10 protein-coding genes and 1 pseudogene are annotated in these 12079 nt (G+C 65.3%); 7 read left to right on the forward strand and 4 right to left on the reverse strand.

Annotated elements, in window-relative coordinates:
* Window positions 1-19 precede the first annotated feature (19 nt).
* Together ASF72_RS05135 and ASF72_RS05140 are read left to right on the forward strand one after the other, a co-directional pair.
* Complete coding sequence (locus ASF72_RS05135) at window positions 20-1240, forward strand: pyridoxal phosphate-dependent aminotransferase (protein WP_050685843.1); 1221 nt, start codon at window positions 20-22, stop codon at window positions 1238-1240.
* A gap of 51 nt (window positions 1241-1291) precedes the next feature.
* A complete protein-coding gene (locus ASF72_RS05140; protein WP_056597063.1) occupies window positions 1292-2146 on the forward strand; it encodes a polyphosphate kinase 2 family protein in 855 nt (284 codons plus the stop codon).
* Between the two features lie 18 nt (window positions 2147-2164).
* Here the strand turns inward: ASF72_RS05140 and ASF72_RS05145 are convergent, their stop codons facing one another.
* Both ASF72_RS05145 and xseA read right to left on the reverse strand, forming a co-directional pair.
* Window positions 2165-2386 carry an exodeoxyribonuclease VII small subunit gene (locus ASF72_RS05145; protein ID WP_050685847.1) on the reverse strand — a complete coding sequence of 74 codons (222 nt, stop codon included), beginning with the start codon at window positions 2384-2386 and terminating at the stop codon, window positions 2165-2167.
* A complete protein-coding gene (gene xseA, locus ASF72_RS05150) occupies window positions 2379-3719 on the reverse strand; it encodes an exodeoxyribonuclease VII large subunit (RefSeq protein ID WP_056597065.1) in 1341 nt (446 codons plus the stop codon). Before xseA ends, ASF72_RS05145 begins: the two co-directional genes overlap by 8 nt.
* A 163-nt stretch (window positions 3720-3882) precedes the next feature.
* Here xseA and ASF72_RS05155 point away from each other — a divergent pair, with 163 nt between their 5' ends.
* Together ASF72_RS05155 and ASF72_RS05160 are read left to right on the forward strand one after the other, a co-directional pair.
* The gene (locus ASF72_RS05155) at window positions 3883-4725 is read left to right on the forward strand and encodes a hypothetical protein (protein WP_050685851.1); all 843 of its coding nucleotides are present in this window, start codon (window positions 3883-3885) and stop codon (window positions 4723-4725) included.
* Between the two features lie 9 nt (window positions 4726-4734).
* On the forward strand, window positions 4735-5814 hold the full coding sequence (locus tag ASF72_RS05160; protein ID WP_050685853.1) for a 4-hydroxy-3-methylbut-2-enyl diphosphate reductase: 1080 nt from the start codon (window positions 4735-4737) through the stop codon (window positions 5812-5814).
* Between the two features lie 21 nt (window positions 5815-5835).
* Here the strand turns inward: ASF72_RS05160 and ASF72_RS05165 are convergent, their stop codons facing one another.
* A complete protein-coding gene (locus ASF72_RS05165; protein ID WP_056597067.1) occupies window positions 5836-7056 on the reverse strand; it encodes a DNA recombination protein RmuC in 1221 nt (406 codons plus the stop codon).
* Window positions 7057-7110: 54 nt separating this feature from the next.
* Between ASF72_RS05165 and ychF the strand changes: the two genes are divergently transcribed.
* Complete coding sequence (gene ychF / locus ASF72_RS05170) at window positions 7111-8196, forward strand: redox-regulated ATPase YchF (RefSeq protein WP_050685970.1); 1086 nt, start codon at window positions 7111-7113, stop codon at window positions 8194-8196.
* 96 nt (window positions 8197-8292) lie between these two features.
* Complete coding sequence (locus ASF72_RS05175) at window positions 8293-8946, forward strand: SDR family NAD(P)-dependent oxidoreductase (protein ID WP_056597069.1); 654 nt, start codon at window positions 8293-8295, stop codon at window positions 8944-8946.
* Window positions 8947-9316: 370 nt separating this feature from the next.
* Here ASF72_RS05175 and ASF72_RS05180 read toward each other — a convergent pair.
* Window positions 9317-10345 (reverse strand): annotated as a pseudogene (locus ASF72_RS05180) (LLM class flavin-dependent oxidoreductase); the annotation flags it as partial.
* A gap of 82 nt (window positions 10346-10427) precedes the next feature.
* On the opposite strand from ASF72_RS05180, the gene ASF72_RS05185 reads away from it, so the two are divergent.
* A complete protein-coding gene (locus ASF72_RS05185) occupies window positions 10428-12044 on the forward strand; it encodes a cryptochrome/photolyase family protein (RefSeq protein WP_056597070.1) in 1617 nt (538 codons plus the stop codon).
* The last annotated feature ends 35 nt before the right edge of the window (window positions 12045-12079 follow it).

The following is a 12079-nucleotide window of genomic DNA, read 5'->3' on the forward strand; positions in this document are numbered from 1 at the left end:
CCTGTGGCATATTTGAGGAATGGCAGAATTCAGGCAGTCCACCAAGCTTCACAACGTGCTCTACGACATCCGTGGACCCATTCTTCAGGCCGCCCAGCAAATGGAAGCGGAGGGTCACCGGATCCTCAAACTGAACATTGGAAACCCGGCACCCTTCGGGTTCGAAGCGCCGGACGCCATCCTGGTGGACATGATCCGCCACCTTCCCCACGCGCAGGGCTACAGCGATTCACGCGGCATCTTTTCCGCCCGCACCGCCGTGTCGCAGTATTACCAGACCCGCGGCATCCAGAACATCCACGTGGACGATATCTACCTGGGCAACGGCGTCAGCGAACTCATCACCATGTCCCTGATGGCGCTGCTGGACGATGCTGACGAAGTCCTGATCCCCACCCCGGACTACCCGCTGTGGACCGCTTCCGTTGCGCTGGCCGGCGGCAAACCCGTCCACTACCTGTGCGATGAGGACTCGGGCTGGCAGCCGGACCTTGAGGACCTGGAAGCCAAGATCACCCCGCGGACCAAGGGCATTGTGGTGATCAACCCAAACAATCCCACCGGCGCCGTCTATCCCGAAGAGACGCTGAAAAAGATCGTGGCGCTGGCGGAAAAGCATGGCCTGGTGCTTTTTGCCGATGAGATCTACGAGAAGATCCTGTATGAGGATGCCGTCCACGTAAACATGGCCAAGCTCACCGGCGACGATGTCCTGTGCCTGACCTTCAGCGGACTGTCCAAGGCGTACCGGGTTTGCGGCTACCGGGCCGGCTGGATGGCCATCTCCGGGCCGAAGAAGGACGCCGCCGATTATCTCGAAGGCATCAGCCTGCTCGCCAACATGCGGCTCTGTGCCAATGTTCCCGCCCAGCACGCCATCCAGACGGCGCTGGGCGGTTACCAGAGCATCAACGACCTCATCCTGCCCGGCGGCCGGCTTTTGGAGCAGCGGAACAAGGCGTACGACATGCTCAACGCCATTCCCGGCGTGAGCACGCAGCAGGCCCGCGGGGCCCTGTACCTGTTCCCCCGGCTGGACCCGGAGGCATTCCACATCCGGGACGACGAGAAGTTTGTCCTTGACCTGCTGCGGGAGGAGAAAATCCTGGTGTCCCACGGGCGGGCGTTCAACTGGGTGCGCCCCGACCACTTCCGCATGGTCACGCTGCCCAACGTCAAGGACATCGAGGAAGCGATCGGCCGGATGGGGGACTTCCTCAGCAGGTACAAGGGGAACTAGCCTGAGTTCACGGGCTGTTCAGGCCCGTGAACTTCGCCGGAAGGATTCGCCATGACCACTGTGGTCGGCTTCGAACAGGACCCCGCCCAGACCCTGCGGGCGGGGAAAAAATTCTCGCTGGCGGAGGTGGATCCTGACTCCACTCCCGGGTATCCGGGCAACAAGGAAAGCGGCAAGGCGCTGCTGGCCGGCCAGGACGACGATCTGGGCGAACTGCAGGAAAAGCTGTTCGCCGAGTCCCGTTTCGGCGGTGGCCGGCGCGTCCTGTTGATCCTGCAGGCCATGGACACCGCCGGCAAGGGCGGAATTGTCAGCCACGTCATGGCAGCCATGAATCCGCAGGGGGTCCAGTTCAAGGCCTTCAAAGCCCCCACCGAGGAAGAGAAACAGTACGACTTCCTGTGGCGGATCGAAAAGGAGGTTCCCGCGGCCGGCATGGTGGGGGTCTTTGACCGGTCCCACTACGAGGACGTCCTGATCCACCGGGTCCACGGCTGGGCAGCCCCGGAGGAGATCAAGCGGCGGTACGCGGCCATCAACGAATTCGAGTCCCGGCTGGCGGACGCCGGCACCAAAGTGGTCAAGGTGATGCTGCACATCAGTGCTGACGAGCAGAAGAAACGGCTGCTGGCGCGGTTGGACACACCCGAGAAGCACTGGAAATACAGCCGCGGCGACCTGGACGAGCGGGCCTTCTGGCCGGACTACATGGCCGCCTACCAGGCCGCCATCGACGCGACCAGCACGCCCGGCGCACCCTGGCACGTGGTCCCGGCCAACAAAAAATGGTACGCCCGGATCGCCGTGCAGCACCTGCTGCTCGGTGCCCTGACCGGACTTAACCTCGAATGGCCCAAGGCAGAGTTCGATGTGGCGGCCGAGCGGAAACTGGTGGCCAGGTCCTGACCGGCTAAGGGGATGGCCTTAGAGCGGCTGGTCCCGGGCCGCTGCCAGCCGCTTCCGGGCGCCCTCGAGCCATTCCTCGCACCGCTGTGCCAACGCTTCGCCGCGTTCCCAGAGACCCAGGGATTCCTCAAGGCTGGCGCCGCCGGCCTCCAGCCGTGACACCACGGCCACCAGCTGCTCGCGGGCTTCCTCGTAACTCAGCCCGCTGACGTCGGCCCCTGCCATTTGCTGCTCACTCATGTGCTGCTCCTGCTTCCACGTTGTCCTCTTCTGTTTCGACGGTGCCACCGCTGCCGGTGGAGGTGGCGCCAAACCGGCCTTCCGCCACCCGGATGGACAGCGGGGCCCCAGCCGGCGCCTCCGCCGGGTGGCGCACCACTGCGTGTCCGGCGGCCGTACCCGGGACGGCGCCGGCCCTGGCAAGTTCGACGACGGCATAGCCACGGTCCAGGGTCTTCTGCGGCGACAGCGCACGCACCTGGGCCTTGAGGTGCTGGAGTTGGTCTGCGGCGCGGACCACGGAGGAGTTGACGGCGGCAGCTGACCGCCGCAGCAACCGTTCCAACTCGTCCTCCCGGACTGTCACCAGGCCTTCCGGCGCCGCGAGGACAGGCCTGGACCGCAACGCGGTGAGCCGGTCCGTCTCCCGGTCCACCAGCCGGTCCATGCAGCGCCGAAGCTGCTCGCGGGCCTGGCGGACTCCCGCGAGTTCCTCGGAGACATCCGGCACGATGCGCTTGGCGGCGTCCGTGGGGGTGGAAGCCCGGAGGTCTGCCACGTCATCGAGGAGCGGCCGGTCGGCTTCGTGGCCAATGGCGCTGACCACCGGCGTGAGCGCCGCAGCGACGGCCCGCACCAGTTCCTCACTGTTAAACGGCAGCAGGTCCTCCAAGGCACCACCGCCGCGGGCAATCACGATCACATCCACGTCGGGGCGTTCATCGAGTTCACGCAGCGCCCGGATCACTTGCGAAACGGCCGTATTGCCCTGCACCGCCACCTCGCGGATCTCGAATTCGACGGCAGGCCACCTGAGGGCTGCGTTGCGCAGGACGTCTTTCTTGGCGTCGGAATCCCGCCCGGTGATCAGGCCGATCCTGTGGGGCAGCAGTGGAAGGGGCTTCTTGCGCGAATCCGCAAACAGGCCCTCAGCGGAGAGGGCCTGGCGAAGCCGCTCGATCCGGGCCAGGAGATCACCCAGGCCCACCGGCCGGATGTCGCGGACCAGCATGTTCAGCCGTCCGGTCTTGATCCAGAACTCCGGCTTCAGGAGGGCCACCACCCGGGAGCCCCGCTCAAGCGGCAGGTCCTGGCGTTCCAGCACCTTGCTCCACACCGACGCCGGCAGGGACACTTCCGCGTTGACGTCCCGCAGCGTCAGGTAGGCGTTGGTGCCGCGCCTGTTCAGCTCGATGACCTGTCCCTCAACCCAGGCCGACGGGGTCCGGTCAATGTGGGCTTTCAGCTTCTGCGACAACAGCTGGAGCGGCCAGGGGTTATCAGGGCTGGTTTCCGCGGCCGTGGCAGGCAGGGTGGTAGGCGCGTTGTCCGGCAGGGCTGCCTGCTCAGACATGCGGCTGTCCGTACGGGGCTGGAACGGGGGACATGGGGTCCTTCATCTCTTGTGCGGCGGTCAACCAACCTTATCCATAACCTCTATCACCGGGGTCTGACAGCGGCCGGTCAGGATCGTTGCCTAGGATGGTTTGACCGCTGTCGACCCTGAAGGACCTGTTGTGCGCACTTTTGTTTCCGCCGTTGCCACGCTGCTGGCCGTGCTGCTGGCTGCCGTGGCCGTCCCGGCCATCTGGCTGGAACGCACCATCGTCCAGGAGGAAGGCTTTGTTGGTTTGGCGGCTCCCCTGGGAACCAACGCCGAATTCCAGCAGCGGCTGGCCGCCGCCGCCGTCGGAACCATCGATACCAGCGCCGTCCCGGGCATTGTGTCCGAACTGGTGAAGCCGGTCCTTGCGGATGCGGCCACGTCGCTGACGTCCCTTCCCGGCTACCCGGCGGCGTGGGAGGAAACCCTGCGCAAAAGCCACCGGCTGAGCTTTGCCGTCTCCGGTCCGGATGCCGGCACCCCGTCAACGCTGACACTCGATGTGGCGCCGCTGGTGTCCCTTGCCACCGGCGAGGTGTCCCGCGCCATCGGCATCCCGCTGGCGCCACCCGCCGAGACGCTTATCAGCGTGGGCCAGCCGCAGCAGAAGGAACTGACTGAACGGCTGGCTACGTTTGCACCGGTTGCATACCTTTTGGCGATTGGCTCGGCCGTTGCGCTGCTGCTGGCTCTGGTGGCAGCGCGGCGTAAATGGACAGTGCTGGCCGCTGCGGGGGTGGGTGCCTTGCTGCTCGCGGGATTGTGGGCCGTCGGGACCGGGGTTGGATCAGCCATGGCGCTCGGCACGGACACCGGCAACGACCTGGGAAACCTGTTCCGGGACGAATTCGTTCCGGCCGCAGCCGCAAGCTTCCAAAGCTGGGCCGGGGTTACCGCCGTCGTCGGGGGAGTGCTCCTGCTGGCAGGGGTTGTGGCGGGGGTCTCCTCGAGGCGGCGGGCACAGCCAAACCGGTAGCATGGGGAAATGACCTCCACCGCTGTTTCCCTTTCGATGCCAACCATTCCGCGTAGGCGCCGCTCGCCCGAGGAAGTAGCAGCCGCAGCCCCCGTTTCCGGGGCGAAGAGGGTGCTGCTGGCAGCCCCGCGCGGCTACTGCGCCGGCGTGGACCGCGCGGTGATTGCAGTGGAGAAGGCGCTGGAGCATTACGGCCCGCCCGTTTATGTCCGCAAACAGATTGTGCACAATGTCCACGTGGTGAGCTCCCTTGAGGAGAAGGGTGCCATCTTCGTTGACGAAACGGACGAGGTCCCCGAAGGTGCGCTGGTGATCTTCTCAGCCCACGGTGTCTCGCCGGCCGTAGTGGAATCCGCCGAGCAACGCGGTTTGCGCACCATCGACGCCACCTGCCCGCTGGTGACCAAGGTGCACAAAGAAGCCGTCAGGTTCGCCAAAGACGATTTTGACATCCTGCTGATCGGCCACGACGGCCACGAGGAAGTCGAAGGTACGGCCGGGGAAGCACCGGACCACATCCAGATCATTAACGGCCCGCACGAAGTGGACCAGGTAACCGTCAGGGATCCCGAAAAGGTCATCTGGCTCTCCCAGACCACATTGAGCGTGGACGAAACCATGGAAACCGTCCGGCTGCTCAAGGCCCGCTTCCCCACGCTGCAGGATCCGCCCAGCGACGACATCTGCTACGCCACCACCAACCGACAGGTGGCGATCAAAAAGATCTCGCCGCAGGCAGAGCTGGTCATTGTGGTGGGATCCGCCAACTCCTCGAACTCGGTCCGGCTGGTGGAGGTGGCCCTCGAGTACGGCGCCAAGGCCTCCTACCGGGTGGACTTTGCCAACGAAGTCGACGAAGCCTGGTTTGAGGGTGTTGCCACCGTAGGCGTGACCTCAGGGGCGTCGGTCCCGGAAGTCCTGGTCCAGGACGTGCTGCGCCTGCTGGCCGACTATGGCTACGGCAGCGTTGAAGAAGTGGTCACCGCTGAGGAAGACCTGCTGTTCTCGCTGCCCAAGGAACTCCGGGCCACCCTCAAGCAGGCCGGCGACGTGACCCGCGCCCTGGGCGGGCGCAAGGCACGCGACTGACCTCGCCTGCGCTGCCCTGGCTTACGCCGCTTCTTCGTCGCGTTGCAGTTCCGGCGCCGCCACTGCCCGGGGTGTTACCTCGATGGCGGGCGGTGCCGCCAGCCCGGCGGCGTCCAGCGAGTTGAGTTTGCGTGCAGTGGGCAAGACCCGGGCCTCGAGGGTCCCCACCATCGAGTTGTAACGGTCCACTGAGGACTTCAGCGAGGCGCCCAGCTTGGTGACGTTCTCACCGAGCGTCCCCATCCGGTCGTACAGCTGGTTGGCCAGCTCAAACAGCTCGCGGGCACTGTCCGTGAGGACGTCCTGGCGCCACGTGAACGCGACGGATTTCAGGACCGCAAGCAGCGTGCTGGGGGAGGCCAGCACCACGTTGCGGGACAGCGCATGGTCCAGGAGCTCCGGGTCCGCGTTCAGGGCGGCGGCAAGAATCGATTCGGCGGGCAGGAAGCAGATCACCAGTTCCGGTGAATTGCCGGGAATATCCCAGTACTTTTTGTTGCCCAGCGCGTCCACGTGCGCCCGGAGCGCTTTGGCGTGCGCCACAAGCAGGGACTGCTGGTTGCGGCGTTCCATGGCGGACGGAAGGCCGGCGGGACGGGTGTCCGCAGTGCCGAGCTCCTGGGCTTCCAGGTAGGAGGACAGCGGCACCTTGGCGTCCACCACAAGCTGCTTCTGGCCGGGCAGCTGGACCACCAGGTCCGGGCGGACGCCGGACTCGCCGCCGGTGCTGTGGAGCTGCTCCACAAAATCAACGTGGCGGAGCATGCCGGAGGCTTCCACCACGCGGCGCAGCTGCACCTCGCCCCATTGGCCGCGTGCACTGTTGGACCGCAATGCCGATTCGAGGGCGTGGGTGGACCGGATCAGCTGTTCATCCGAGAGCCGCGCCTCCTGCAGCTGCTGGGCCAGCTGGCCGTACTGTTCCACCCGGTCCCGCTCCAGCAGCGCCACCTGCTGCTGGACAGCGGTGAGCTTCTCCGCCACCGGCGCCAGGGCGCGGAGCACACTGCCGTCCTGCGACCTGGCCTCGCCGAGCTCCCGGTTCTGTGCCGCCAAAAGCCGCCGCTCGGCGTCGGCCGCTGCGAACCTGGCGCTCACCTCCGAAAGCCGGGACGAGACGGCATCGAAGTCCTCCTCCAGCCCACGGGACTTCTTCCGAAGCGCCAAAAAGACGGCGGCGGCGCCAGCGAAGACGCCCAGCAGCAACGTGAACAAGGCCAGAATCAGGGCAAATGCATCCATGTCCTTACTGTTGCATGGGGCTCCGACAATTTGCGGCAGGTAGAATCTATGCTCGTGGCTCTAACTATTGGCATCGTCGGACTGCCCAACGTCGGCAAATCAACTCTCTTCAACGCGCTCACCCGCAACCAGGTCCTGGCGGCGAACTACCCGTTCGCCACCATCGAACCCAATGTCGGCGTCGTGAACCTGCCTGATCCGCGGCTGCAGAAGCTCGCTGAGATCTTCGGCTCCCAGCGGCTGCTCCCGGCGCCGGTGTCCTTCGTTGACATCGCCGGCATTGTGAAGGGTGCGTCCGAGGGCGAAGGCCTGGGTAACAAGTTCCTGGCCAACATCCGCGAGGCGGAGGCCATCGCCCAGGTGGTCCGCGTGTTCGATGACCCTGACGTCATTCACGTTGACGGCAAGGTGGATCCGCGCTCGGACATGGAAACCATCAACACCGAGCTGATCCTGGCCGACCTCCAGACCATCGAAAACGCCATCCCGCGGATCGAAAAAGAAGTCAAAATCAAAAAGCGGGAAGCCGCTGAGCTCGCTGCCATCAAGGCGGCGCAGGTAGTGCTGGAACGCGGCGACACCGTGTTCTCCTCCATCAAGAGCGACAAGCTGGAGATGGAGCACCTCAGGGAGCTCGGCCTGCTGACGGCCAAGCCCTTCATTTACGTCTTTAACTCTGACGAAGGCATCCTGGGCAGCCCGGAGAAGCAGGACGAACTGCGCGCTATGGTGGCCCCCGCGGACGCCATCTTCCTCGATGCCAAGCTGGAATCCGACCTCGTGGAACTGGACGAGGAGGAAGCCCGCGAAATGCTGGAGATGAACGGCCAGGACGAATCCGGCCTGGACCAGCTGGCCCGCGTCGGCTTCCACACCCTGGGCCTGCAGACCTACCTCACGGCAGGACCGAAGGAATCACGTGCCTGGACCATCCACCAGGGCGACACCGCCCCGCAGGCTGCCGGCGTGATCCACTCCGACTTCCAGCGCGGCTTCATCAAGGCCGAAGTGGTCTCCTTTGACGACCTCGTGGCCGCCGGTTCCATGGCCGAAGCGAAGTCCCGCGGCAAGGTCAGGATTGAAGGCAAGGAATACATCATGGCCGACGGCGACGTGGTGGAGTTCCGCTTCAACGTCTGATCCCAAAGAATTTTGAGACGGCCCCGCATGCTTCCGCATGTGGGGCCGTCTCTGTTGGTGCTGGGCTACCTGCAGCACGTGACCTAGGATCTAGCCATGACGACTCTTCAGGGTGCGGTTGTTCTGGTGGTCGGCGCCACCGGCGGACTGGGTTCGCGCATCGCCGCGCAGTTGGAGAGCCGGGGCGCCATCGTCGCCCGGGCAGCAAAGTCTCTTGGGCACGATCTGCGCGAATCCTCTGTGATCCATGAGGTGCTGGATCATACGAATGCGCAGCACGGACGTCTCGACGGGCTGGTTATTGCCTCCGGTGTTGTCGCCTTCGGCGCGGCATCGGAGCTTGAACCCGCGACGGTGGACGAACTGTTTGCTGTGAACACGACCGGTCCGATCCAGCTCATTGCCCAGAGCCAGCCATACCTCGAAGACTCGGCACGTGAGGGCCGGGAGCCTTTCGTGGTCACGCTGAGCGGTGTTGTCGCCGAGGCGCCCGTCGCCGGTCTGGCGGCATACTCGGCGTCGAAGGCCGGACTCGCGGCCTTTGTTGTCGCCGCGGGGCGCGAGTACCGCCGCGCAGGCATCCGACTTATGGACGCCCGTCCAGGCCACACGGGCACCGCGCTGTCCGGGCATCCGATCGCCGGGTCAGCGCCGCGATTCGGGGACGGGCTGGATCCGGACATGGTGGCAGCGCGGATTATTCTCGCGATCGTTGATGGCGAGAAAGATTTGCCCGCCACATCTTTCTAGGCCCGGCCAAGGTCCTGCAACTTTCAGCTGGCGCCCCTGGCTGCGGGTACTGCCAGCAGGCGAAGCTGCAGTGATTGCCAAGGATAGGGAGCTGATTGGCGACCACGAGATCGAAGCGCCTCGCCCAGGCCACCCAGTTCCTTCACCAAGGCAAACCTTTGTCCCGGGGATGGCCGGTGAAGGGCGCCGTGTGGCCGGGTTAACTGCCGGCCGGGCCTTCTTTGGAGTCCTTGGCGTGCTCCGGCTCCGCGTGCCCGGATGGACGGTCGCCGAACACGCGCCTGGGGATCTTCCCTTCCACATCGGCAGGAATGGGCGGGTTCTTCTCATCGTCGCGGCTCATGGCACCAAGCTTAGATCCCTGCCGGTTGGCGGCCGCCCATCCCAGCGCCGGGCCCAGGCCGGTGGCGATGTCCGTGAGGATCTGTACATAGTCCTCATGGTCGAAGCTGAACGGCAGGGCGAACGCCACCTCGTCAACTTCCTGGTAACCCGCGTGCGCCTGCAGCTGCTCCGCAATCTCGCTGCTGGTCCCGATGAGGTCCGGAGCGAACATCATCCGTTTCGGCCCCTGTGGCACGGCGGTGCGGGGCGTCCGCTCGTCGACGTACCGCTGGTACTTGGCACGCTGTCCGGGGGAAGCGGAGTCGGTAGGGATGACCACCAGACCCTGTGAGACGCGCGCAGGGGTGTGCTGACGGGCTCCCGCCGCTGCGCGGAAGGCCCTGATCTGGGACTGCTGGATCCGGGCAAAGTCCGGGGCCTCGCCCTCACCGGGAAAAATGACGCTGCTGGAGAGCAGGTTGAACCCGTTTTCCCCGGCCCACACGGCAGACTTCCGGCTGGCAGCGCCGTACCAGAGCCGGCCCCGCAGTCCCTTGGAGTGCGGTTCAACGCGGTTGGAGAACTCCTCCACCACGCCCTGCTTGCCGCTGAACTCCCTGACGGGTTCGCCGGCAATCATCCGTCCCAGCCGGTCCACGCGGGTGTAACCGAAATCCTCCACGTCCGCGGAATCCGGGTACAGCTCCTGCCTCACGGTGTCCCACTGCATCGGTTCCCCAACACTGACGCCCGGATTGATGCGGCCGCCGGATAGCAGGTCCACCGTGGCCAGGTCCTCAGCCAGTCGCAGCGGGTTCTCCCACCCCAAAGGCGTCACCGCGGTACCAAGTTCAATCCGGGAGGTGCGCTGGCTGGCAGCGGCCATGACAGCGATGGGGGAGGAGATCCCGTATTGGAGGTGCCGGTGGCGCAGCCAGGCACTGTCGAACCCCAGCCGCTCACCCAGTTCGATGACCTGCAGCGTGCTCTCGTGCCCGGCGGCCGGATCCGCAGGATCAAACAGGCCAATGGTCAGGAAACCCAGCTTGCGCAGCGGGCGTGGGGAGTCGGGCACGGTGTCCTCCGGGAAGTTCTGCAGTGGGCTGATCCCCACAGTATTCGCTCCAGATGGAGGCAGTTCGCATTATCGTTACGTCATGACATCCGGCCTCCACGTCCGCCTCGTCCTGCCCCATCAGCTTTTTGACCAGCACCTCGACGAGACCGACGGGACAATGTTCGTGCTGATCGAGCACGACCTGCTCTTCCGCCAGTACTCGTTCCATTCGCACAAACTGGTCCTGCACCGTGCTTCCATGACCCGGTTCGCCCGCAGGCTGCGGGATCAGGGGCATGACGTGGCTGTTTTGGAGAGCTCCGCCAACCGCTCGTCGCGGGCGCAGCTCGCGGAATTCATCCGGCACCGCCATCCGGCGAAGGTGACCTGGTTCGATGTTGTGGACGACTGGCTGGAAAAGGACCTGGTGGCGGGCCTCGGGGACACCGGCTACCGGATGCGTGCCGACGACGTCCTGGAGACGCCCAACTTCCTTACGGACCGCAGCCGGATCGATTCCTGGTTCGCCGATAACCCGGCCCGCATGCACGACTTCTACGTCTGGCAGCGCCGCCGGCTGAACGTCCTGGTCCAGAACGGGGATCCTGTGGGCGGGAAGTGGTCGTTCGATGCCGAGAACCGGAAGAAGCTTCCGCGCGGCTATGTGCCGCCCACAGTAGGCCTCTTCGCCCGCCATTCCGACCCGCAGCAACAGGGAACCTTTGACCTCGAAAGCCTGACGGCTTACCCTGGCGAGGCAAAAGGCGACCAGCCCGGGGAGCCTTCGCCCGACGTCGTACGGGCGATTGAATGGGTTGCGAAGGAATTCCCGGCGGCCCCGGGCGACCCGCACCTGTTCGCCTGGCCCACCAGCGCCGACGAAGCCCGCCGGCACCTCCAGGAGTTCATCACTGAACGGCTGGCGGACTTCGGGCCGTACGAGGATGCGATTTCCCGCGAGCATCCGTTCATCAACCACGCTCTGCTGACCCCGGCGCTCAACATCGGGCTGCTCGACCCCCGGGAAGTTGTCCAGGCGGTCCTGGACGGCGCGGACCAATCCACCCCGCTGGCGTCCCTCGAGGGCTTTATCCGGCAGGTGATCGGGTGGCGGGAATACATGCGCGCCACGTACCGCACGCGCGGCCGCCAGATGCGGAGCGCCAACGGGCTCAACCACAGGAACGGGCTGGGGGAGGGGTGGTGGGATGGAACCACGGGCCTGGCGCCTGTGGACCTGGTCATCTCCCGTGTACTGGCCACCGGATACGCCCACCACATTGAACGGCTGATGGTACTGGGCAACGCGATGTCCTTGCTGCGGATACACCCCGACGACGCCTACGAGTGGTTCATGGAACTGTTCATCGACGCCTATGACTGGGTCATGGTGCCCAACGTCTACGCCATGAGCCAGTTCGCTGCAGGTGCCGACATCACCACCAAACCCTATGTGTCCGGCAGCAACTACCTGAAGAAAATGTCGGACCTGCCCGCCGGCGACTGGATGCCGGACTGGGACGGCCTGTACTGGGCCTTCGTCGAGGACCACCGGCCCGTCTTCGAACGGAACCACCGCGCCAAGATGGTGGTGTCCCTGCTCGACGGCATGGAGGATGGGAAGCGGCGGGAGCACCGCCGTCGTGCGGATGCCCTGCTGAAGAGTCCCGACGGCGCGGCGACGCGGTTGCTGAGCCCGCCGCAGCACCGGCCATGACCAGGCAGACGGCTTATCCTGTTTAGAGGGCGTGA

This window comes from Arthrobacter sp. Leaf141 (genome assembly GCF_001424565.1).
In the GTDB taxonomy this organism is placed as follows: Bacteria; Actinomycetota; Actinomycetes; order Actinomycetales; family Micrococcaceae; genus Arthrobacter.

Excerpts from the sequence above, each read along its gene's own strand:
- ASF72_RS05175 (WP_056597069.1), top strand. The coding sequence starts at position 8,293 with ATGACGACTCTTCAGGGTGCGGTTGTTCTGGTGGTCGGCGCCACCGGC.
- ASF72_RS05160 (WP_050685853.1), top strand. The coding sequence starts at position 4,735 with ATGACCTCCACCGCTGTTTCCCTTTCGATGCCAACCATTCCGCGTAGG.
- ASF72_RS05165 (WP_056597067.1), bottom strand. The coding sequence starts at position 7,056 with ATGGATGCATTTGCCCTGATTCTGGCCTTGTTCACGTTGCTGCTGGGC.
- ASF72_RS05145 (WP_050685847.1), bottom strand. The coding sequence starts at position 2,386 with ATGAGTGAGCAGCAAATGGCAGGGGCCGACGTCAGCGGGCTGAGTTAC.
- ASF72_RS05140 (WP_056597063.1), top strand. The coding sequence starts at position 1,292 with ATGACCACTGTGGTCGGCTTCGAACAGGACCCCGCCCAGACCCTGCGG.
- ASF72_RS05185 (WP_056597070.1), top strand. The coding sequence starts at position 10,428 with ATGACATCCGGCCTCCACGTCCGCCTCGTCCTGCCCCATCAGCTTTTT.
- ASF72_RS05135 (WP_050685843.1), top strand. The coding sequence starts at position 20 with ATGGCAGAATTCAGGCAGTCCACCAAGCTTCACAACGTGCTCTACGAC.
- xseA (WP_056597065.1), bottom strand. The coding sequence starts at position 3,719 with ATGTCTGAGCAGGCAGCCCTGCCGGACAACGCGCCTACCACCCTGCCT.